22 protein-coding genes and 1 pseudogene are annotated in these 22182 nt (G+C 65.1%); 17 read left to right on the plus strand and 6 right to left on the minus strand.

Translation table 11 applies throughout. The annotated features are described in order from the left end of the window. The first annotated feature begins 27 nt into the window (after positions 1 to 27). The 7 genes from mnmE to FJ443_RS02285 all read left to right on the plus strand — a co-directional run bounded on the left by mnmE (position 28) and on the right by FJ443_RS02285 (position 7953). On the plus strand, positions 28 to 1350 hold the full coding sequence (gene mnmE, locus FJ443_RS02250; protein ID WP_140662611.1) for a tRNA uridine-5-carboxymethylaminomethyl(34) synthesis GTPase MnmE: 1323 nt from the start codon (positions 28 to 30) through the stop codon (positions 1348 to 1350). A 533-nt stretch (positions 1351 to 1883) separates the two neighbouring features. After that, positions 1884 to 3758, plus strand: a complete 1875-nt coding sequence (mnmG, locus tag FJ443_RS02260) for a tRNA uridine-5-carboxymethylaminomethyl(34) synthesis enzyme MnmG (protein ID WP_140662613.1) — start codon at positions 1884 to 1886, stop codon at positions 3756 to 3758. Beyond that, positions 3755 to 4387 carry a 16S rRNA (guanine(527)-N(7))-methyltransferase RsmG gene (rsmG, locus tag FJ443_RS02265; RefSeq protein WP_140662615.1) on the plus strand — a complete coding sequence of 211 codons (633 nt, stop codon included), beginning with the start codon at positions 3755 to 3757 and terminating at the stop codon, positions 4385 to 4387. Before mnmG ends, rsmG begins: the two co-directional genes overlap by 4 nt. Before the next feature lie 57 nt (positions 4388 to 4444). Next, positions 4445 to 5245: a ParA family protein gene (locus FJ443_RS02270; protein WP_140491929.1), complete on the plus strand. Its 801-nt coding sequence runs from the start codon at positions 4445 to 4447 to the stop codon at positions 5243 to 5245. A 56-nt stretch (positions 5246 to 5301) separates the two neighbouring features. Continuing rightward, positions 5302 to 6189: a ParB/RepB/Spo0J family partition protein gene (locus FJ443_RS02275; RefSeq protein ID WP_140491933.1), complete on the plus strand. Its 888-nt coding sequence runs from the start codon at positions 5302 to 5304 to the stop codon at positions 6187 to 6189. 314 nt (positions 6190 to 6503) lie between these two features. Beyond that, positions 6504 to 7130, plus strand: coding sequence for a DUF1326 domain-containing protein (locus FJ443_RS02280; RefSeq protein ID WP_140662617.1), 627 nt, complete (start codon positions 6504 to 6506; stop codon positions 7128 to 7130). Between the two features lie 34 nt (positions 7131 to 7164). After that, entirely contained in the window at positions 7165 to 7953 is a 789-nt protein-coding gene (locus FJ443_RS02285) for a DUF2182 domain-containing protein (RefSeq protein WP_140662619.1), read from the plus strand. A gap of 50 nt (positions 7954 to 8003) precedes the next feature. Here the strand turns inward: FJ443_RS02285 and holA are convergent, their stop codons facing one another. Beyond that, a complete protein-coding gene (gene holA / locus FJ443_RS02290) occupies positions 8004 to 9047 on the minus strand; it encodes a DNA polymerase III subunit delta (RefSeq protein WP_140524492.1) in 1044 nt (347 codons plus the stop codon). A 751-nt stretch (positions 9048 to 9798) separates the two neighbouring features. On the opposite strand from holA, the gene FJ443_RS02300 reads away from it, so the two are divergent. The 4 genes from FJ443_RS02300 (at position 9799) to lpdA (ending at position 15076) form a co-directional block, all read left to right on the plus strand. Then, positions 9799 to 11031 (plus strand): 3-methyl-2-oxobutanoate dehydrogenase (2-methylpropanoyl-transferring) subunit alpha, encoded by a 1233-nt coding sequence (locus tag FJ443_RS02300; RefSeq protein WP_140662621.1) that lies wholly within the window; start codon positions 9799 to 9801, stop codon positions 11029 to 11031. A 3-nt stretch (positions 11032 to 11034) separates the two neighbouring features. Further along, a complete protein-coding gene (locus FJ443_RS02305) occupies positions 11035 to 12048 on the plus strand; it encodes an alpha-ketoacid dehydrogenase subunit beta (protein WP_140662623.1) in 1014 nt (337 codons plus the stop codon). Positions 12049 to 12064: 16 nt separating this feature from the next. Continuing rightward, positions 12065 to 13444 carry a dihydrolipoamide acetyltransferase family protein gene (locus tag FJ443_RS02310; RefSeq protein ID WP_140514090.1) on the plus strand — a complete coding sequence of 460 codons (1380 nt, stop codon included), beginning with the start codon at positions 12065 to 12067 and terminating at the stop codon, positions 13442 to 13444. 234 nt (positions 13445 to 13678) lie between these two features. Then, positions 13679 to 15076: a dihydrolipoyl dehydrogenase gene (gene lpdA / locus FJ443_RS02320; protein ID WP_140662625.1), complete on the plus strand. Its 1398-nt coding sequence runs from the start codon at positions 13679 to 13681 to the stop codon at positions 15074 to 15076. 112 nt (positions 15077 to 15188) lie between these two features. On the opposite strand, the gene FJ443_RS02325 is transcribed toward lpdA, so the two are convergent. Together FJ443_RS02325 and leuD are read right to left on the minus strand one after the other, a co-directional pair. Then, positions 15189 to 16112, minus strand: coding sequence for a hypothetical protein (locus tag FJ443_RS02325; protein ID WP_140524496.1), 924 nt, complete (start codon positions 16110 to 16112; stop codon positions 15189 to 15191). 69 nt (positions 16113 to 16181) lie between these two features. Further along, positions 16182 to 16787, minus strand: coding sequence for a 3-isopropylmalate dehydratase small subunit (gene leuD / locus FJ443_RS02330; RefSeq protein ID WP_140491959.1), 606 nt, complete (start codon positions 16785 to 16787; stop codon positions 16182 to 16184). 152 nt (positions 16788 to 16939) lie between these two features. Here leuD and FJ443_RS02335 point away from each other — a divergent pair, with 152 nt between their 5' ends. The 4 genes from FJ443_RS02335 (at position 16940) to FJ443_RS02350 (ending at position 18751) form a co-directional block, all read left to right on the plus strand. Continuing rightward, positions 16940 to 17359 (plus strand): GNAT family N-acetyltransferase, encoded by a 420-nt coding sequence (locus FJ443_RS02335; protein ID WP_140524498.1) that lies wholly within the window; start codon positions 16940 to 16942, stop codon positions 17357 to 17359. Between the two features lie 90 nt (positions 17360 to 17449). Then, a complete protein-coding gene (locus FJ443_RS02340; protein WP_140514430.1) occupies positions 17450 to 17761 on the plus strand; it encodes a metalloregulator ArsR/SmtB family transcription factor in 312 nt (103 codons plus the stop codon). After that, positions 17761 to 18207 (plus strand): SRPBCC family protein, encoded by a 447-nt coding sequence (locus FJ443_RS02345; RefSeq protein ID WP_140554745.1) that lies wholly within the window; start codon positions 17761 to 17763, stop codon positions 18205 to 18207. The genes FJ443_RS02340 and FJ443_RS02345 overlap by 1 nt, the downstream gene beginning before the upstream one ends. Before the next feature lie 40 nt (positions 18208 to 18247). Continuing rightward, on the plus strand, positions 18248 to 18751 hold the full coding sequence (locus FJ443_RS02350) for an SRPBCC domain-containing protein (protein WP_140524501.1): 504 nt from the start codon (positions 18248 to 18250) through the stop codon (positions 18749 to 18751). Between the two features lie 60 nt (positions 18752 to 18811). On the opposite strand, the gene FJ443_RS02355 is transcribed toward FJ443_RS02350, so the two are convergent. Continuing rightward, positions 18812 to 19978: an FAD-binding oxidoreductase gene (locus FJ443_RS02355; RefSeq protein ID WP_140662627.1), complete on the minus strand. Its 1167-nt coding sequence runs from the start codon at positions 19976 to 19978 to the stop codon at positions 18812 to 18814. Positions 19979 to 20005: 27 nt separating this feature from the next. Further along, a pseudogene (locus FJ443_RS02360) lies at positions 20006 to 20128 on the minus strand (ATP-binding protein); the annotation flags it as partial. 63 nt (positions 20129 to 20191) lie between these two features. On the opposite strand from FJ443_RS02360, the gene FJ443_RS02365 reads away from it, so the two are divergent. Further along, a complete protein-coding gene (locus FJ443_RS02365; RefSeq protein WP_140524505.1) occupies positions 20192 to 21088 on the plus strand; it encodes a CoA ester lyase in 897 nt (298 codons plus the stop codon). Between the two features lie 55 nt (positions 21089 to 21143). Next, entirely contained in the window at positions 21144 to 21350 is a 207-nt protein-coding gene (locus FJ443_RS02370; RefSeq protein ID WP_140493464.1) for a DUF1737 domain-containing protein, read from the plus strand. Here FJ443_RS02370 and FJ443_RS02375 read toward each other — a convergent pair. After that, a complete protein-coding gene (locus FJ443_RS02375) occupies positions 21337 to 22014 on the minus strand; it encodes a hypothetical protein (RefSeq protein ID WP_210239597.1) in 678 nt (225 codons plus the stop codon). The genes FJ443_RS02370 and FJ443_RS02375 overlap by 14 nt on opposite strands. Positions 22015 to 22182 lie beyond the last annotated feature (168 nt).

Genomic DNA, 22182 nt, shown 5'->3' on the forward strand with positions numbered 1-22182 from the left:
GCTAGGGCGGTCCAACAAGGCGGGCAAATGATTTCGGCCGACACCATCGTCGCGCTTTCCAGCGGCCGCCTGCCCGCCGGCGTCGCCGTCATCCGCATTTCGGGGCCAAAGACTCGATTCGTTGTCGAAACGATCGCCGGCGGTATGGTTAAGGGCCGCGTGGCCAGCCTGCGCAAGCTGCGGGCGCCCGATGGCGGCGTGCTCGACAGTGGCCTGGTGATCTTTTTCCCCGGCCCCGGCAGCTTCACCGGCGAGGACGTGGCGGAATTCCAGGTGCATGGCGGCCGCGCCGTGGTGGCGAGGCTGTTGGAGACGATCGCCGGTTTCGAAGGCGTCAGGCACGCCGAAGCGGGCGAGTTCACGCGCCGGGCCTTCCTCAATGGCAAGGTCGATCTGGTAAGGACGGAAGCGCTGGCCGATCTGGTCAACGCCGAGACCGAGGGGCAGCGGCGCTTCGCGGTGCAGAATGCCGAGGGCGCGCAGGCCGAGCTTTATCTGAGCTGGCGGCGGCGGCTGATCCATGCGCGCGCCATGATCGAGGCCGAGATCGACTTTGCCGACGAAGACGACATTCCCGGTTCCGTTTCGGATACGGTCTGGTCTGATGTTTCGGCGATGATCGGGGAGATCGAGCGCCACATTGCCGGGTTTCGTGCCGGCGAAATCATCCGCGACGGGTTCGAGGTTGTTATCCTCGGCGCCCCGAATGCCGGCAAGTCGAGCCTGTTCAACGCCTTGGCGCGGCGCGATGCAGCTATTGTAACGGATGAGCCAGGCACGACGCGGGACCTGCTCGAGATCGTACTTGACCTCGAAGGCCTGCGGGTCAGGCTGACCGACACCGCAGGCCTGCGCGATGCGGCCGGCAAGGTGGAAGCGATCGGCATCGAGAAGGCGCGAGCCAAGGCGCATGGCGCCGACCTCTTGCTCATCCTCGTGGATATGGCCGACCCGCATCCCGTTGCTCTTCAACGCGAGGGGATCGCGACCCTGCGCGTGGGCACCAAGCTCGATCTGGTGCACGGGCAAGCCGCTGCCGGGGGCTATGATCGCGCCATCTCGACGAAGGACGGGACCGGCGTGGCGGAGCTGTTGACCGAGATCGCCAGGCTCGCGGCCGCGCAGGTCGGCGAAGCGGGCGACATCCTGCCCTCACGGCTTCGCCACGTTGAATTGCTAGGCGAAGCCAACCGCTTCCTGCTGCGCGCGGCCGAGAGCCCGTACGCCGGGCAGGAACTGCGCGCCGAGGATCTGCGGCTGGCCGCCGACCGGCTCGGCCGGATCGTCGGCGCGGTCGATGTCGAGGACATGCTGGATGTGATTTTCTCGCAGTTCTGCATCGGGAAATGATTCACGTGGAACATTGTCGGGGCGCGGACGCCGTCGAGCCTCCCTTCTCCCCGTCACTATACGGGGAGAAGGTGCCGGCAGGCGTATGAGGGGCAGCGCTGACCTCGGCTTTTATCACGACGGGCCCGGCCAATGACTCACGTGAAACAGAAGGGCTCTCCGACCCGACGTTGTTTCACGTGAAACGGCTGCGCCGGGCCAATCGCCAGCGTCGGCGCCGCCCCTCACCTGCCTGCCGGCGTCCTCTCCCCGTAAAGTGACGGGGAGAGGGGTGCTGTCATCGCCGGCTTGGCCAATCGCTAACGTTGCAAGAATGGGCGCCGGCGTTGCGGCCGATTCCCTTCTCCCCGTCCCTATATGGAGAAAAGGTGCCGGCAGGCGGATGAGGGTCGGCGCCGACCTAGCACTTGACTCACGTGAAACACGCAACGAGGCTCGCCGTCCTGTTTCACGTGAAACTCCCGCAAAGTTTCTTGACACCGTCCCGCTGCGGGGACATCTGTCCACCAAACTTCGAATCCAGGGCGTTTGAAATGACCGATCACTATGATGTGGTTGTGGTGGGTGGCGGCCATGCGGGCAGCGAGGCGGCCAGCGCGGCTGCGCGTGCGGGCGCCAGGACAGCGCTGGTGACGCTGCGTTTCGACACGATCGGCGTGATGTCCTGCAATCCGGCCATTGGCGGGCTCGGCAAGGGCCATCTGGTGCGCGAGATCGACGCCATGGACGGACTGATGGGCCGGGTGGCGGATGCCGCCGGCATCCAGTTTCGCCTGCTCAACCGACGCAAGGGGCCAGCCGTGCGCGGCCCGCGCACCCAGGCCGACCGGAAACTTTACCGGCTCGCCATGCAAGAGGCGGTCAGGCAGCAGGGCGGTCTCGATGTGATCGAGGGCGAGGTGCTCGACTTCGACATCGACGATTCGGGGTGCCTGCGCGCCGTTCTCCTGGCCGACGGCCGGCGCCTTGCCTGCGGCGCGGTGGTCCTGACCGCCGGAACTTTCCTGCGCGGGTTGATCCATATCGGCGAGAAGAAGATCGTCGCCGGCCGCATGAACGAACAGGCGAGCCTTGGCCTGTCGGCGACGATGAGCCGCGCGGGCTTCAAGCTCAGCCGCCTGAAGACCGGCACGCCGCCGCGCCTCGACGGGCGCACCATCGACTGGGCGTCGCTGGAAAGCCAGGCGGCGGATGACGAACCGGTGCCGTTCTCGCTGCTGACCGACCGCATCGAGACGCCCCAGATCGAATGCGGCATCACGCGCACGACCGCGGCCACGCATGAACTGATCCGCGCCAATCTCGGGCGCTCGGCCATGTATTCGGGTTCGATCGAAGGCGTCGGGCCGCGCTACTGTCCGTCGATCGAAGACAAGATCGTCAAGTTCGGCGACCGCGAAGGCCACCAGATTTTTCTCGAGCCGGAAGGCCTGGACGACGACACGGTCTATCCCAACGGCATCTCGACCTCGCTGCCGGAGGAGGTTCAGCTCGAAATCTTGAAGACCATCCCGGGGCTGGACCGAGCGGTGATGCTGCAGCCCGGTTATGCCATCGAATATGACCATGTCGACCCGCGCGAGCTCCATCCGACGCTGGAGACAAAGCGCGTCGGCGGCCTGTTCCTCGCCGGGCAGATCAACGGCACGACCGGCTATGAGGAGGCCGCCGCGCAAGGCCTGCTCGCGGGCCTCAATGCCGCAAGGCGGGCGTCGGGCAGCGAGCAAGTCGTGCTCAGCCGCACCGAAGCCTATATCGGCGTCATGGTCGACGATCTGACCAGCCGCGGCATCAGTGAGCCTTACCGCATGTTCACCTCGCGCGCCGAATTCCGGCTTTCGCTGCGCGCCGACAATGCCGACGAGCGGCTAACGCCGCTGGCTGCAAGGCTGGGTATAGCGTCAGCCCGGCGGATGCAGCGGTTCGGCGAGGTGGAGCAGCGCCTCGCGGAAGCGCGCCGGCTGGCGCTCGGCGTAAAGCTGACACCCAACGAGGCGGCGCGCCACGGGCTGGAGGTCAATCGCGACGGCGTGCGCAGATCCGCCTATGAGCTGCTCGCCTATCCCGGCGTCGACGTGGCTTGGCTGGCCCGAATCGATGGGAATTTCGGGACGATCGACGCCAGGACGGCGGAGCGCCTCGAAACGGAAGCGAAATATTCGGTTTATCTCGATCGCCAGAAGAGCGACGTCGCCCAGATCCGGCACGAGGAAAGCCGGCTCATCCCCGAGTCGCTCGACTTCGCCGAGGTGCCGGGACTATCGAACGAGCTGAAGCAGAAGATGCATGCGCGGCGACCGCGTTCGGTTGCCGACGCGCAGCGCATGGAAGGGATGACGCCAGCGGCGCTGGCCATCATCGTCGCTCATGTCAAGCATTCCGAGAGCGCGCAAAGGGACGTCGCGTGAGCGCTGCCTCCTGGGAGAGCCTGCGCAACGCCGCCGGTCCGGTTTCACGTGAAACATTCGATCGCCTGATGGCGTTCGAAGAGATGTTCCAGAAATGGAATCGCAGCATCAATCTTGTCGCGCAGTCGACAGCAGGCGATGTCTGGCAACGCCACATACTGGACAGCGCGCAGCTCTGGCGAATCGAGGACAAAGCGCGGCGATGGGTCGATATCGGCTCGGGCGGCGGATTTCCGGGACTGGTGCTGGCGTTCCTGCTTGCCGAGCGTGACGGCGCCAGCATCGACCTGGTCGAAAGCAATCGCAAGAAAGCGGGATTCCTGCAAGCCGTCGTCGGCCAGTTCGGCCTGCCGGCGCGTGTCGTGGCGCGCCGCATCGACGAGAGCCATGCGCTTGTCGCGGCACCGGAAATCGTCACGGCGCGGGCGCTCGCGCCGCTTTCGACCTTGCTTGAGCTGGCGGGGCCGTGGCTGACATCAGGCGCGCGCGGGCTGTTCCACAAAGGCCGGGATTACCGCGCCGAAGTGCAAGAAAGCGTTAACCGCTGGAGCTTCGATCTGGTAGAACATCCAAGCATGACCGACCCTGGCGGCGTCATCCTTGAACTGTCCAATGTGCGACCTGTCTGAACAAAGACCTGTCCGAATCCGTGTTGGCGACCCAAAATGAATTCCTGGCATAGACCCATGATGAAGAACGGCCCTCGAATCATCACCGTAGCCAACCAGAAGGGCGGTGTCGGCAAGACCACCACTGCCATCAACCTGGCCACCGCGCTGGCGGCGATCGGCGAGAAGGTGCTGATCGTCGACCTCGACCCGCAAGGCAATGCCAGCACCGGGCTCGGCATCGACCGCAAGGACCGCACGGTGTCGTCCTATGACGTGCTGACCGGCGAGCTGGAGCTTGAGGAGGCGGCGATCCCGACGGCGGTGCCGGGCCTGTCGATCGTGCCGTCGACCCTCGACCTGCTCGGCATCGAGATGGAGATCGCCTCGGCGCCGGACCGGGTGCTGCGGCTGCGCAACGCCCTGCGCGCCGCATCAGCGCGTTCGGCCGGGTTTGGCTATGTGCTGATCGACTGTCCGCCGTCGCTCAATCTCTTGACCTTGAATTCGATGGCGGCGGCCGATTCCGTCCTGGTGCCGCTGCAATGCGAGTTCTTCGCGCTGGAAGGTCTCAGCCAGCTGCTCGAAACCGTCGAGCAGGTGCGCCGCTCGATCAACCCGGATCTCACCATCCAGGGCATCGTGCTGACCATGTATGACGGCCGCAACAACCTCGCCAACCAGGTGGTGCAGGACGTGCGCGAGCATATGGGGGACAAGGTCTACGAGACCATCATTCCGCGCAATGTGCGGGTGTCGGAAGCGCCGTCCTACGGCAAGCCGGCGATCCTCTACGACCTCAAATGCTCCGGCAGCCAGGCTTATCTGCAGCTTGCGTCGGAAGTGATCCGCCGCGAGCGTAAATTGCGCGCCGCTTAACAAGCGGCCACGCATGGAGCAAAGCCGATTCGACACCGAAACAATCTGGAACCGAAATGAGCGAAGACCTTTCGAGAAAGAGACTGGGCCGCGGGCTGGCGGCGCTGATCGGCGAGATCGACCGTCCGAGCGCGCCGGAGAAGCCTGGGATGAGTGCCGACGGCAAGGTGCCGATCGAGTTCCTGACGCCCAATCCGAAAAACCCGCGCCGGCATTTCGGCGACGCCGAGCTGACCGACCTGGCGCAATCGATCCGCGAGCACGGCGTGGTGCAGCCGGTGGTGGCGCGGCCTTCGCCGTCGCAGGCCGGGCGCTACGAGATCATCGCCGGCGAGCGGCGCTGGCGTGCCGCGCAACGCGCCGGATTGACCGAGATCCCGGTCATCGTGCGCGAGGTCAACGACCGCACGGCGCTGGAACTGGCAATCATCGAGAACGTCCAGCGCGCCGATCTCAACCCGGTCGAGGAAGCGCTCGGCTATCAGCAGCTCATCGACGATCACGGCTACACCCAGGCCGATCTCGGCCAGGTCATCGGCAAAAGCCGCAGCCATGTCGCCAACACGCTGCGGCTGCTGAAGCTGCCCGACGTGATCCGCGACATGCTGGTCGACGGGGCGTTGTCGGCGGGCCATGCCCGCACGCTGGTGACGGCGGAGGACCCGGCGGGGCTTGCCAAGCGCATCGTCGAGGAAGGGCTCTCGGTGCGCCAGGCCGAAGCGCTGGCGCAGATGCCGGCCGGTCCAACCCCGGCGAAGCCGAAGCAGGCGAAAAGCGCGCCGGAAAAAGACGCCGACACGCTGGCGCTGGAAAAGCTGATGACCGGCACGCTCGGCATGATCGTGACCATCGACCACACGAACAAAGGCGGCGAGATTCGCGTGGCGTACCGGACGCTGGAGCAGCTTGACGAGCTGTGTCGGAGATTGAAACAAGAGCGGTAGTTAGCCGGCGAACTTCAACAAAGCGGAAGCTACAACGCAGGGAAAACGAGGGCTGGCTGTCCGCCAGCCCTTTCGTTTGAAGCGCTGGCGATTGGCGAAAAAGCAGCGCCATCGGCATCCGTCGCCAGCCGCGCTCGCGGCTTGACAGTGCCCGGCAACGGCGTAACCTCTATTAGACAAGGCTTAAATTAATTGCCCTAGCGTGCCGGTCAGTCGCGGCGAGGGCTATCTGCCATTCCTGCAACAGGCGTGAAATGGCACCGCCTCGCCAAAGCAATATGCCGACGCGCGCCTGACGCAAATGGGAGGTGCAAATGGCAGTCCGTTGGCAATTGTCCGGAAGTTACTTCGAAAACTGTAGCTGCGATGTCGTGTGTCCTTGCCTGCTGTCCACCAACGCGCAGCTGACATCAAGGCCGACGAAAGGCTTTTGCGACGTCGGTCTGGTCTTTCATATCGATACGGGCAGTTACGGCGACGTTCGGTTGGATGGGCTCAGCGTCGCCATGGTTGCCCACACGCCGGGTCCGATGGCAGACGGCAATTGGACGGCCGCCGCCTATATCGACGAACGGGCCGATGACAGGCAGACAGAGGCGCTAGGCGCCATCTTCACTGGCGTCGCGGGCGGCCCCATGGCGGTGCTGGCACCCTTGATCGGCACGAATCTCGGCGCCAAGAAGGTGCCGATAAGCTACCGGATAGACGGCAAGAAGCGGTCGGCGGAGATTGTCGGCGTCATGCGGATGGCGGTCGAGCCGCTGCCGACGATGCGCGAGGACGGGCAGATGTGGGCGGCCACCGGCCATCCCGTCAATCCCGACTGGCTCGCCTTGGCGATGGGGGCGGAAGGCAGTACATTCAGCGACCATGGCATGAGCTGGGACAATTCCCGCCGAAACGGACACTACGCCCCGATCAACTGGTCTGGCCAGCAGTAGCCGTTGGCCGCATGGTACGGGACGTACTTCGTCCATGGTGCAGACGTTGCAGCGATACATCATTCTCGCGCTGCTGATCGCTATCGCGGCGGCGGCATGGACCTTGCTCATCCGGCAGCAGGCGGGCATGGGCGCGGACATGCGCATGGAAATGTACTCGCTCACCATGGGCATGAAGGCGCCGCTGTTTCTTGCCGTCTGGATGATCATGATGATTGCCATGATGTTTCCGACGGCCGCACCCATGATCCTGACATTTCACCGGGTCCAGGCGGGCAAACGGGGCCGGGGCGAGACCTTTGTCTCGAGCTGGGTGTTCGTGGCCGGGTACATGCTGGTCTGGGGCGTGATGGGCGTTATCGCCTTTGCCGGCGCGGCGGGTGCGGAGATGCTCGCCGGGCATGTGGGATTGTCCACGGCGACGGCCGCGCGTTTCGGCGGCGCGCTGCTGATGCTTGGGGGCGTCTACCAACTTTCCCCACTGAAGGATCTGTGTCTGGCCAAATACCGCACGCCGATCGGCTTCATCCTGACCTCATGGCGCGATGGTTACTGGGGCGCGGTTCGCATGGGTCTGGAGCATGGACTTTTCTGCCTGGGCTGCTGCTGGCTTCTGTTTCTCGCCCTCTTTCCTCTCGGGATCATGAACGTTGCCGCAATGGCCGCGGTCACCTTGCTGATATTCGCGGAAAAGACCCTGCCGTCTGGAAATGGGATCGCGAAGCTGTCGGGGATCGCTCTGCTGCTCTATGGCGCGGCGGTGCTGGTCTTTCCGCAGGCGCTGCCGACCTTTGAGCCGGTAGGCGCCATGACAATGAATTGACCAACGGAAGGAATTGACCAACGGAGGCAGGCGCCCGGTGCCGAAAGGGCCTAACGTTGCGCCAATCTCGCGCTCTCCACCGCGATCCCGAGCAGCGCCTGCCTTGCCAGCGCCACCGACAGGTCCGGCCTTCGCCGCGTCTGCAGCACGGCGGTCTGCAGCCGGGTCAGCGCGCGGCCGAGCGCCTCGACGCTCCAGCGTTCCAGCGCCTTCTCCACCAGCTTGCGGCGCGAGAAGAAAACCGGCGGGCGCGCCGCCGCCACCACCGACGCGGCATTGCGGCCGCCGGCCTCCATCTGGCCGCGCATGGACTGCATCGCCTGAAACTGCCGCATCGCCGAGGACAGCACCAGGAAGGGTTGGCCGCCTGCCTGGCAATGGCGGGTGAAGGCGGTGTCGAACTCGCCGACCTTGCCTTCGAGAAGCGCGTCGACGGCATCGTCGAAGGACGCGCCGGAAACGTCGCCGGACATCGCCCTGACGTCGTCGAGGCCGATTTCCTTCTGGCCATGGACATAAAGCAGCAGCTTGTCGATCTCGCCGCGCGAGGCCAGCCGGTCGCCGCCGAGATTGCGGCGCAGCGCCTGTCTTGCCTCAAGCGTCATCGTCGCGCCGGTCTTGCGCAGCTCATCGTCGATAACGGCATCGATGTCCCTGGCCTCGTCGGCATAGCAGGGCAGCGCCATGGCGTTGTCGGCCGCCTCGACGACGGCGCGCAGCCCGACGCCCTTCTTGAGATCGCCGGCCTCGATGAGGATGATCGCGTCCCGCACGGGCTCCGCCGTCAGCGCCTTGACGTCGTCGGCCAGCGCCTTCTGGCCGCCGGCATTGCGCACCCACAGCAGGCGGCGGTCGGAAAACATCGGCACGGTGCGCGCCTCGTCGAGCAGCCGGCCCTCGTCGCGCTCGACTTCGGAGCCGTCGAGCCTGACCACCGAGAAGGGGTCGTCGAGCGGCAGGCCGGTCGCGGCGGCAAAAGCCTTGGCGCGCTCCGAGACAAGGCCGCGATCGGGGCCATAAAGCAGGACGATCGCCATGCGCGGGTCCGGCTTCGCGAGCCAGGAATCCACCTCGTATGCTTTCTTCTGTGCCATCGAGGGTGGTTAGCATGATGTTGGGGCGGAGTGAACGTCTTCCAGTTCAACTCCGAAGGACTGCTTCGAGGGAAGATCGACCCCCACTCCGTCGAGCTGCGCTCGACACCTCTCCCCCGATCGACGGGGGAGAGGAGGGGCGCGGGTTCGCCAAGGTTGACGCCTTTCCTCTCCCTCCGGAGGGGGGAGAGGTGGCCCGGCGCAGCCGGGACGAGTGGGGGAAGCCGTTTGCCAAACGCGCCGCCGCCGCGAGACACGCGCAACCCCGGCGAGGAAGAAAACTCGGGCAATCAGGCGGAGCCAAACGCGCCGCCGCTCCAAGACATGCGCAATGACCGGCGAGGAAGAAAACCGGGTAATCAAGCGGAACCAATGCTTCGATAGGAGGTCGACCCCCACTCCGTCGAGCTGCGCTCGACACCTCTCCCCCGATCGACGGGGGAGAGGAAGGGCGCCACGGTTGGCGGACCCTCGATTCTCCTCTCCTTCCGCAGGCGTGAAAGTGGGCGCGGCAGCCAAGCTTGCCAAACAATCACCTTATCTGGCGACAAACCTCACGCGACCTTGCGCCTAATTGCGCGGCGCCGCCCAACATCGACAAGAAATTTCGCCGACATATCTTCATCTTGGTGCGCGGCAGGCTGTATCGGCCGGCTTGGCCGGCCCGATGCCCGGAGGCTTGCCCGGTGAATTCGCACTGGCGGCGCGGATATGCAAATATCGGTGCCGGGCGACATGGAGGACGAAGGTCATGGCCGATGCTGGGATGTTGCGCTTCCATGTTCCGGAGCCCGAGGTGCGGCCGGGCGGCACGCCTGATTTCTCCAACGTGACCATTGCCGCGGCCGGCTCGGTGCCGCGCCCCGAAATCGATGTCGATCCGCGCATCATCCGCGACATGGCCTTCTCGATCATCCGCGTGCTGAACCGCGCCGGCGAGGCGGTGGGGCCGTGGGCGGGGCTGCTCTCCGACGAGGAACTGCTCGAAGGCCTGCGCCACATGATGACGCTGAGGACCTTCGATGCGCGCATGCAGATGGCGCAGCGGCAGGGCAAGACCTCCTTCTACATGCAGCATCTGGGCGAAGAGGCGGTGAGCTGCGCCTTCCGCAAGGCGCTCGCCCCCGGCGACATGAATTTCCCGACCTATCGGCAGGCCGGGCTGCTCATCGCCGACGGCTACCCGATGGTCACGATGATGAACCAGATCTATTCCAACGAGGCCGACCCGCTGAAGGGCCGGCAATTGCCCATCATGTATTCGTCGAAGGAGCACGGCTTCTTCTCGATCTCGGGCAATCTGGCGACGCAGTATATCCAGGCGGTCGGCTGGGCTATGGCCTCGGCGATCTCGAACGACTCAAGGATCGCCGCGGCCTGGATCGGCGACGGCTCGACGGCGGAATCCGACTTCCATTCGGCGCTGGTGTTCGCCTCGACCTACAAGGCGCCCGTGGTGCTCAACGTCGTCAACAACCAGTGGGCGATCTCTACCTTTCAAGGCATAGCGCGCGGCGGTTCAGGCACTTTCGCGGCTCGAGGCCTCGGCTTCGGCATCCCGGCGCTGCGCGTCGACGGCAACGACTATCTCGCCGTCCATGCGGTGGCGAAATGGGCGGCCGAGCGCGCGCGCAGCAACCTGGGGCCGACGCTGGTCGAATATGTCACCTACCGCGCCGGCGCCCATTCGAGCTCGGACGATCCCTCGGCCTACCGGCCGAAGACCGAATCCGATGCCTGGCCGCTCGGCGACCCGGTGGTGCGGCTGAAGAACCATCTCATCCGGCTCGGCGTCTGGTCGGAGGAGCGGCACAAGCAGGCCGAAGCGGAAATCCTCGATACGGTGATCGCGGCGCAGAAGGAGGCCGAAAGCCACGGCACGCTGCACGCCGGCGGCAAGCCGTCGACGCGCGACATGTTCGAGGGGCTCTATGCCGAGATGCCGCCGCATCTCAGGCGCCAGCGCCAGCAGGCGGGGGTCTGAGCCATGCCGAGGCGGACCATGATCGAGGCCATTCGCGACGCCATGGACGTGTCGATGGAGCGCGACGAGAAAGTGGTGGTGTTCGGCGAGGATGTCGGCTTTTTCGGCGGCGTGTTCCGCTGCACGCAAGGCCTGCAGGCGAAATACGGCAAGAGCCGCTGCTTCGACGCACCGATCAACGAATCCGGCATTGTCGGCTCGGCCATCGGCATGGCCGCCTATGGGCTGAAGCCGTGCGTGGAGATCCAGTTTGCCGACTACATGTACCCGGCTTACGACCAGCTGACCCAGGAAGCCGCGAGGCTGCGCTATCGCTCGAACGGCGACTTCACCTGCCCGATCGTGGTGCGCATGCCGACCGGCGGCGGCATATTCGGCGGCCAGACGCACAGCCAGAGCCCGGAAGCGTTGTTCACCCATGTGTCGGGGCTGAAGACCGTCGTGCCCTCGAACCCGCATGACGCCAAGGGACTGCTGATCGCGGCGATCGAAGATCCCGACCCGGTCATCTTCCTCGAGCCGAAGCGGCTCTACAACGGTCCGTTCGACGGCCATCACGAACGTCCGGTGACGCCGTGGTCGAAGCACGAGCTGGGCGAGGTCGCCGACGGCCACTACACCGTGCCGCTCGGCAAGGCCGCGATCCGCCGGGCCGGCTCCGCCGTCACGGTGCTGGCGTACGGCACAATGGTCTATGTGGCGCAGGCGGCGGCCGAGGAGACCGGCATTGATGCCGAGATCATCGATCTCAGGACGCTGTTGCCGCTCGACCTCGACACCATCGTGGCGTCGGTGAAGAAGACCGGACGCTGCGTCGTGGTGCACGAGGCGACGCTGACCTCCGGCTTCGGAGCGGAGCTGGTCGCGCTTGTGCAGGAAAACTGCTTCTACCATCTGGAGGCGCCGGTGGCCCGCGTCGCCGGCTGGGACACGCCCTATCCGCATGCGCAGGAATGGGACTATTTCCCCGGTCCGGCCCGCGTGGGCCGGGCGCTTACGGAAACACTGGAAGCCTAGAACGGGGAGGCCCGACATGGGCGAACACATCATCAAGCTGCCCGATGTCGGCGAGGGCGTCGCCGAGGCGGAACTCGTCGAATGGCATGTCAAGGTCGGCGACATCGTGCGCGAGGACATGATGCTTGCCGCCGTGATGACCGACAAGGCCACGGTCGAGATCCCTTCCCCCGTCGACGGCGAGATCCTGTGGCTGGGCGCCGATATCGGCGACACGGTGGCGATCGGCTCGCCCATCGTGCGGCTGAAGGTGGCCGGCGAGGGCAATGTCGTTGGCGGTGCGATGCCGGCGGAAGTGACGGCTGAAAGTATCTCCGATGATACGGGGGCTCGCCCGGTCTCGGACCTGGAGCCGTCATCGCCCAATCTGTCGCCGTCATCCTCGGGCTTGTCCCGAGGATCCGCCGTCCCACAGGGATATGACGCGACCAGTTCCGGAAGGTCGGTAGATCCTCGGGACAAGCCCGAGGATGACGGCGCCAGGTCCAAGGTCAACAGCGCGCCGCGTGCGCAAGGTGAAAGGCCGCTGGCCTCGCCGGCCGTGCGGCTGCGTGCGAAGGAAGCGGGCATCGACCTCAGGCAGGTCCAGGGAAGCGGCCCGGCCGGCCGCATCGGCCATGAGGACATCGAGGCGTTCCTGGCGCGCGGGCCGCACATGGCAAAGGCATCCGGCCTCGCCCGCAACGATGCCGTCGAGGACATCAAGGTGGTGGGCCTGCGGCGCAAGATCGCCGAGAAGATGACGCTGGCGACGTCGCGCATCCCGCACATCACCTATGTCGAGGAGATCGACGTCACCGCGCTCGAGGATCTGCGCGCCGCGCTCAACAAGGAGAAGCGGGCGGCCAAGGGGACGGAAAGGCCCAAGCTGACGCTGCTGCCGTTCCTGATGCGAGCGATGGTCAAGGCGATTGCGGACCAGCCCAACCTCAATGCGCTGTTCGACGACGAGGCCGGCATCATCCACCAGCATGGCGGCGTCCATATCGGCATCGCCGCGCAGACGCCGTCGGGACTGGTGGTGCCCGTCGTCAAGCACGCCGAAGCGCTGGACATCTGGGAATGCGGCGCGGAGGTCGCCAGGTTGGCCGAGGCGGCCAAGTCGGGAACCGCGACGCGCGACGAGCTCTCCGGTTCGACCATAACCATCACCTCGCTCGGCGCCATGGGCGGCGTGGCGACGACGCCGGTCATCAACCACCCGGAAGTGGCGATCCTCGGCGTCAACAAGATGATGGTGCGGCCGGTATGGGACGGCACCCAGTTCATCCCGCGCAAGATGATGAACCTGTCGTCGAGCTTCGACCATCGCGTCATCGACGGCTGGGACGCGGCGGTGTTCATCCAGCGCATCAAGACGCTCCTGGAAACGCCGGCGCTGATTTTCGTGGATTGAGGGTGGATCATTCGAGATGATGGCGGGAGAGCGCCCCCCTCTGCCTTGCCAGGCATCTCCCGCACAAGGGGGGAGATCAGATGTCACGCCGGCTTTCGCCAATCACCAGCGCTGCGGGATTGAGCGAGGCGCCGAAGCCTCCAATCTCCCCCCTCGTGGGGGAAATGTCCGGCAGGACAGAGGGGGGCGCGAAGAATCTCGACGGAGCGTTTCCTCGGATCGAAGGGTCACGTCATGAAAGAAATCTCCTGCAAGCTGCTGGTCATCGGCGCCGGGCCGGGCGGCTATGTCTGCGCTATTCGTGCCGGGCAGCTCGGCGTCGATACCGTCATCGTCGAGGCCGGCAAGCCGGGCGGCACCTGTCTCAATGTCGGCTGCATTCCCTCCAAGGCGCTGATCCATGCAGCGGAGGAGTTCGAGAAGGTCGCGCAGATGGCGGGCGGCAACAGCCCGCTCGGCATTTCGTTGGCCGCTCCGGCGCTGGATCTGGGCAAGACGGTCGCCTGGAAGGACGGCATCGTTAGTCGGCTTAACAGCGGTGTCGCCGGCCTGCTCAAGAAGGCCGGGGTGAAGACCGTGCAGGGCTGGGCGACGTTTCGAGACGGCAAGACCGTCGCGGTCGAGACCGAGACGGGAAGCCAGGTGATCCGCGCCGAAGCGGTGGTGATCGCCACCGGCTCGGCGCCGGTCGAATTGCCGTTCCTGCCGTTCGGCGGGCCGGTGATCTCGTCGACGGAAGCGCTGGCGCTGAAGGAGGTGCCGCAGCGGCTGGCGGTGGTCGGCGGCGGCTATATCGGCCTGGAGCTCGGCACTGTCTTCGCCAAGATGGGCGCGGCGGTGACCGTGGTCGAGGCCTTGCCGCGCGTGCTGGCGCAGTATGACGCCGAACTGACGCGGCCGGTGGTCAAGCGGCTGGCGGCGCTCGGCATCGAAATGATGCCAGGCGCCAAGGCCAAGGGCCTGTCGACGAAAGGCGATGCGCTGCTGGTCGAGACCCCGGACGGCAAGGATGCCAGGATCGCCGCCGACAAGATCCTGGTCACGGTCGGCCGCAAGCCGGTGACGGAAGGGTGGGGGCTCGACCAGATCGACCTCGACATGGCGGGGCGATTCATCCGCATCGACGAGCAGTGCCGCACCTCCATGCGCGGCATCTTCGCCATTGGCGACGTCACCGGCGAGCCGATGCTGGCGCACCGGGCGATGGCGCAAGGCGAGATGGTCGCCGAAATCGTCGCCGGCCATAAGCGCAGCTGGGACAAGCGGGCTATCCCGGCCGTCTGCTTCACCGATCCGGAGCTGGTCACCGTCGGCCTGTCGCCCGAAGAGGCCAAGGCGCTCGGCGGCGAAATCAAGATCGGGATGTTTCCCTTCGCCGCCAATGGCCGCGCGATGACCAGGCTTGGCGAGGATGGCTTTGTCCGCGTCGTCGCCCGCGCGGACAATCATCTTGTGCTGGGCATCCAGGCGGTCGGGCAAAGCGTGTCGGAACTGTCGACGGCCTTCGGCCTGGCGCTCGAAATGGGCGCGCGGCTGGAGGACATCGCCGGCACCATCCATGCCCATCCGACACAGGGCGAAGGCTTCCAGGAAGCGGCCCTGAAGGCGCTGGGACACGCGCTGCATATCTAATTCGGGACGGCGGAAAGCACCCCCCTCTGTCCTGCCGGACATCTCCCCCTCAAGGGGGGAGATTGGCAGCTTAGGAGCCCCGCACATCCCGCCTACGGTGCGCAATTCGGAGTTAATTCGCCGCGCTCATCGCCTTGTCGAGCGCTGCCTTCACGTCCGCCGGCCAGGTCTTCACCGGGGGCTTGGCGTCCGGCTGGCCGTTCTCGCCGCGGCGGGCGAAATAGAGCTTGTGCTGGCCCGGGTCGACCGCCATGAAGCCGTCATTGCCGCCGCAATCATGCGGCACGCAGCCGCTGGCGTAGAAGGCGCCGGACGCGGTCTTCTCGGTGCCGCCGCCGACCAGCAGGCTGGTCGCCATGTCGGGCATGTCCTTGCCGAGCAGCGCCTCGGCCGCCTTATAGACGGCCTCATTGTGGAAGGCGTCGATGATGTTGTCATATTTCGACGGATCGATGTCCTTCCAGTCGGTGCCGGGTTCGGGCATGTAGGTCAGATTGCCGGAGATCGTCAGACCCGATGTCGGCGACCACTGCAATGCCGGCTTCGAATCGCCGGGAAGGAGATAAGGCACGAAATAGATGGCGCTGTCGGAGACGGCCGTGGGCGGCGCGCCGCACTCGTCCTGCTCGACGGTGGTGCTCTGGATCTCCGCGCCTTCCGGTTTCCAGACGATCACCGTCGCCGGCCCGCACTGGTTGCCGCCGTCGCCGACGTCGAACAGCGCCACCTTGACGCCGCCGACCTCGACGATCTTGTCGAAGAAGACGTCGTAATTGCCGGCCAGCTGCTTGCCGTCATAGGCAAGCACCTTCTCGCCATACTGTTCCTGCTGGGTGATGGTGAACTGGCCGCCCTCGAACGGGACCGGCGCCTGTTTGTCGTCGTCGGAAACGTCGGCGGCTCCCTCATCCGTAGCCGGCGTCTCGCTTGCCGCCGGTGGCTGCGCCTCTGGCGTCTCGGCCTGCGCATGCGCGCCGGCCATCGTCGCCACGGTCATGGCCAGGGCGCAGGCGCTGGCAAGAAGCGGGCGTGTCATGACTGTTCCTCCTTCAGCCGCCGCAAGCCCGGCCAGCGACGGCCGGGCCGATGTCGTCAGCCGCGCCGTTCAGGCCCAGGGGCGCAGCTCGGCGTTCTTCTTCTCGAACGAAGCGATGGCGCCGGCCTTCTCCATCGTCAGGCCGATATCGTCGAGGCCGTTCAGCAGGCAATGACGCTTGAAGTCATCGAGGTCGAACTTGACCACGCCGCCGTCGGGCCCGCGGATCTCCTTGGCCTCGAGGTCGATCGACAGAGTGGCGTTGGAGCCGCGCGAAGCGTCGTCCATCAGCTTGTCGAGATCCTCGGGGCTGACGGTGATGGGCAGCACGCCGTTCTTGAAGCAGTTGTTATAGAAGATGTCGGCGAAGGAGGTCGAGATGACGCAGCGTATGCCGAAATCGAGCAGCGCCCACGGCGCGTGCTCGCGCGAGGAGCCGCAGCCGAAATTATCGCCGGCGACGAGGATCTGCGCCTTGCGGTAGGCCGGCTTGTTGAGCACGAAATCCGGATTCTCCGAACCGTCGTCCTTGTAGCGCATCTCGGCGAACAGGCCGCTGCCGAGCCCGGTGCGCTTGATCGTCTTGAGATAATCCTTGGGGATGATCATGTCGGTGTCGACATTGACGATCGGCATGGGCGCGGCGACGCCGGTGAGCTTGGTGAATTTTTCCATGGTCTTGCCCGTCTTCCTGGCATTGCGGGGGATTGCTGGCGCCCGGTTTACACAAAGCCGGCGACAAATAAAAGGCAGGTGTTCGCGCGCGTCGGCACGGGTGCCGCACAAACGGCTTCGAATTCGCGGCCCGATGGTGCAGTCTGGATGTGATGGCTGAAAAAATCCTCTATGCCCGCGAACCCGCGCTCAATGTCGCCGAATTCCGCCGCGTGCTGGTGGACTCCGGCCTTGGCGAGATCCGTCCCGTCGATGATGCCGACAGGCTGCGGGCGATGCTGTCGGGCGCCAATCTGGTGCTGACCGCGCGGCTGGATACCGAAGGCAAGCCGCTGGTCGGCGTCATCAGGGCCGTGACGGACTTCTCCTGGGTCTGCTACATCTCCGATCTCGCCGTTTCCGGATCGGCGCAGGGGCTCGGCATCGGCAAGGGACTGATGGACGAGGCGCGGCGGCAGCTCGGCCCGTCCGTCGCCATCAGCCTGGTTTCCGTGCCCGACGCCGCCGGCTTCTACGAACGCATCGGCATGATGCGCATGGCCGACGCCTTCTGGTTCTCCCGCACGCGCTGACATTTTTCTCCTGTGGCCGGATCCAGCAGCCGTTGGCATGACATGTCGCCTTGACATGCAACCAAATGGTTGCATATTAGAGCCATGAGCATGGACGCCGTCTTTCGCGCTTTGGCCGACCCGACCCGCCGGCAATTGCTGGACAGCCTTCATGACAGGAACGGGCAGACGCTGAACGGGCTGTGCGCTGAGATGGATATGACCCGCCAGGCGGTGACCAAGCACCTGGCGATCCTCGAGGAGGCGAACCTTGTCACCACAATCCGCAAGGGGCGCGAGAAGGAGCACTACCTCAACCCGGTTCCGATCAACGAGATCGCCGAGCGCTGGATCGGCAAATTCGAGCGGGGGCGGCTCTCCGCCCTCGGCGATCTGAAGAGACGCCTCGAAAGGGAAGACTGATGAGCAACGCCTTCGTTTATGTGACCTACATCCGCACCACGCCCGACAAGCTTTGGCAGGCGCTGACCGAACCGGAATTCCACGAGCAATATTTTCTCGGCGCCCATATGCAGAGCGATTGGAGAAAGGGCTCGGCGTGGAAGATGGTCTATGCCGACGGCCGGGTGACCGACAGCGGCGAGATCCTCGAAGTCGATCCGCCAAGGCGCCTGGTGATCAAATGGCGCAACGAGTTCATGCCGGACGTGAAGGCCGATGGCTACACCACCTGCACCTTCGTCATCGAGCAGGAGGGCGACATGATGAAGCTTGCCGTCACCCATGCGGCCGACGGCCCGCACAAGCTGCTGGAGCATGTCGGCAAGGGCTGGCCGCTCGTCCTGTCGAGCCTGAAAAGCCTGCTCGAAACCGGGCAGGGCCTGTCGCGGCCGGCGTCGAAAGGCTGAAATCATCGTTTCCGAGCGAAACAATCATCCGGAGGCATCGATGATGCATGTTCCAGTGCCAACATCAGCCGTGCAGAGCATGACCAATGGCGAGACCGTCATGGCCCAGGCCGAGATCGGCGCGCCGGCCGAGCGCGTCTTCCGCGCGCTGATCTCCGACGAGGTCGAACAATGGTGGGGGTCCGCCGACACCTACCGGATGGTGAAATGGTCGGCAGACCCTCGCGCCGGCGGCCGATGGGCCGTCACGGTCCGTGGAGCCGACGGCAGCGAGCTGCCGGCCAACGGGGAATTCCTCGATATCGAGGTGCCGCGCCGGATCGTGCAGACAAGGGCCTATGCCTGGGACCATCCGACGCTTGGCCGCCGGCAAACGACGGTCGCCTGGCTGCTGGAACCAACCGCCGCGGGCACGCGCCTCACCATCTGCCATGGCGGCTTCGCCGGGCTGGCCGAAGCGGCGGCCGAACATGCCGAGGGCTGGGGACGCGTGCTGGGCTGGCTACAGGCGTATTTGGGTGCGGGAAGCCGAGTGGCGGCTTAGCCGACTGGTGGCGGTGCAGACCGTTTTGATGTCAGCGTCAAAGAGGGACCTTGACTCGGCTCAAATCACATTCAACTCGCGGAACGCCCGCCCTTCGGCAACGCGTTCGTAGCCAAAGGGGGAGCAATCGATCGTGCGGTAGCCACCATGCACGATCAGCTCGGCCAGCGCCTTGCCCACGGCGGGCGCCTGCTGCAGGCCGTGGCCGGAAAAGCCGTTGGCGAAGAGGAAATTGCCGACTTCGGGATGCGGGCCGATCACCGCGTTCTGGTCGAGCGTGTTGTAGTCGTAATGACCGGCCCAGGCGCGCGTCGGCTTGATCGCCTCGAAGGCCGGGATGCGGGTCGCCAGCACCGGCCAGATCACCTCTTCGAACAGCGGCCAGTCGACGTCGAAATCGGCGGGATCGGCCGGGCCGTCGCCCTCCTCCGGCTCGGCGCCGCCGGTGAGATAGACCGAGCCTTCCGGCCTGACATAGATGCCGGACGGGTCGACCAGCAGCGGCATGTCGGCATATTTCTCGCGCGCCTCGAAGACGAAGACGTTGCGCTTGCGCGGCTCGACCGGCAGCGCCAGCCCGGCGAGTGCGGCGACCTTGCCGGCGTTCGGCCCTGCGGCATTGATGAGGATGCCGGCCTCGAGCCGTTCGCCATTGTCGAGGCTGACGCCGGTAACGCGGTCACCCTGCCGCTCGATGCCGGTGACCGAAGCATTGATGAAGTCGATCTTCTTCTCACGCAACGCCTTGCGGAACAGCATCAGCATCGCATGCGCGTCGAACCAGCCCTCGCCGCTGCGGCCATAGGCGCCGGCGGTGATGCCCTCGGCCGACAGCCATGGAAAACGGCGCACGAGCTGTTCGGCGTCCTCCAGCAAAATGTCGGCGCCTTCGGCAAGCTGTGCCTCGTGGTTGGCCCTGAGGATCGGCAGCCCGGCCTCGCCGGCGAGAATAAGATAGCCGCCCTCGCGAAAACCGATGTCGGCGTCCGTGCCGAATTCTTCCTTCAGCCGCCGGAACAGTTTCAGCGTGAATTGCGACAGGCGGATATTTTCCGGAATGGAGAATTGCTGGCGGATCGAGGCCATGGATAGCGTCGTCGCCGCGTGGGAAAATTGCGGGTCGCGCTCGACCAGCGCGATCGAGCCGGAAAAGCCCTCCTCGCGCAGATAATAGGCGATCGAGGAGCCGACGATGGCTCCGCCGATGATGATGATGTCGTAGCGCACTTTTTTCTCCGATCGCTGCCGGCGTCCTTACGCGACCGGCAAAACAATCTCGAAGCGCGTGCCGCGCTCGGAGTCAACCAGCCTGATCGTGCCATCCTGCGCTTTCAGGAGGGCCAGCACGATGCCGAGCCCCATGCCGGTGCCCCCGGTAGAGCACCGCGCGAGGCCGCCTGCTCCCTTGCCTCAACCCGCGGCAGGCGGCATAGATTTGGCATGACGACCGATCCCTACCGCCCGCGCCGCTCGGTGCTCTATGTCCCGGCCTCGAACGACAAGGCGCTGGCCAAGATGGCGCAGCTTGCCTGCGATACCGTCATCATCGACCTGGAGGATGCCGTCGCCCCGGCCGAGAAGGTCGCGGCGCGCGAAAAACTGGCCGGCATCTTCAGCAATCGTCCTGATACCAACCATAGTGGCCGGCGCTGCGAGATGGTGGTGCGCATCAATGCGCTCTCGAGCGAATGGGGCGGCGCCGACCTGCTGGCGGCGGCCAAGGCGGAGCCGGACGGCATCCTGCTGGCCAAGGTCGACACGCCCCGCGACGTGCTCGAGGCGGGTGACGTGCTCGACGACAATTCCGCCCCCGACAGCGTGAAACTATGGGCGATGATCGAGACGCCGAAGGCCGTGCTCAATGTCGGCGCCATCGCCGAACTTGGCCGCGATCCTGCCTCGCGGCTTGATTGTTTCGTTGCCGGAACGAATGACCTGACCAAGGACACCGGCATTATGGCGACGTCGGACCGGCGTTATCTCCTGCCGTGGCTGATGCAGATGGTGCTGGCGGCGCGTGCCGGCGATCTCGATATCGTCGACGGCGTCTTCAACGATTTTCGCGCGCTCGATGCTTTCAGCCGCGAATGCACGGAAGCGGCCGCCATGGGCTTCGACGGTAAGACGCTCATCCATCCCGCCCAGATCGAGGCGGCGAACCGTGCCTTTGCGCCATCGGCGGAGGCGGTGGCCAAGGCCCGCGCGGTGAAGGAGGCCTTTGCGCTTCCGGAAAATGCCGGCAAGAACGTGATTGCGCTGGAGGGAAGGATGGTCGAACGGCTGCACCTTGCGCAGGCCGAAAAACTGCTGGCGAAGGCGGCGGCCGTCGGCGCATGATGTGCCGTGTTGGATTGCCGATCGCGGGCGATGGACTGACGACAGGAATTGAATGATGAAACTCTACCGCTTTCTCACCGCTCCGGACGACGCCAGCTTCTGTCACAAGGTGACGGCGGCGCTGAACAAGGGCTGGCACCTGTTCGGCTCCCCCACCTACGCCTACGACAAGAAGACCAAGACCATGCGCTGCGGCCAGGCCGTGGTGAAGGATGTCGAGGGCCAGGAATACGGGCCGGACACCAAGCTCAGCGACTGGTAGCCCCTCGCATCCACAGCCACGCCGCCAGCCAGGCGATCGATGCCGCAAGCATCGCCAAGCCCAGGTCAAGAGCCAGCTCCGGAACGAACGCACGAAGCGCGATCGGCACCGCGCCAATGAGATAAAGAGCGAGAGGAATGCGCGGCACGCCTCTTGCAACGGCGAGAGAGATTACAAACGCGAGCGTTCCAACCAGAAAAAGAACCGAACTGGCGACCAGAGCCAGACCGAGCGGTCCGGCTCGCAGCTCGACGATGGTTGTGAGCGGAAGCTTCGAAAATACCAGATTGATCACTGCTTCCACGCCTACCAAACTTGCCAACGCAACGAAGTTGATGACAAACGCGATAGTGCCGAACAGCCCCGCGCGCCGGCCAAACGCAAGAAACAGGCCTACGACGAGGCCAAGTGCCAATATCTCGGCGACTGGTGCGAGAAGTTGCGTCAGATCGGTGGTCGCGATGAGCGAGCTGCGTTTAGCCGCGTTGACCAGAAGAATAAGCGCGCTTCCCATCCCGGCGACGGCGGCAAGCCGATAAAGCGTGAGGCTGGGCACAGTCGCGCTCGACTGAACAATCGCGAAATTCTCCTGCTGAAGTTCTTCGGCTGGACTCTGATGCGAAATGACCGATTGCGGGCGGGGTGGGGCTGTTCTGGCGAGCATGTTCGTCTCCTCAGCTGGGAGTTCGGGAGCCGCGAAGACCGTAGGCCTGTTCCGATCCCATCAGTAATCACTGCTTACATCCTCTGGCCGGGATTGTAAACGGCGATTACATAAATCGCGGAATCATGCTACAGAGGCGGGAAGCTGCTCCACGGAACGAAGGGAAAG

It is taken from the genome of Mesorhizobium sp. B2-6-1 (genome assembly GCF_006440475.1).
Taxonomy (GTDB): domain Bacteria; phylum Pseudomonadota; class Alphaproteobacteria; order Rhizobiales; family Rhizobiaceae; genus Mesorhizobium.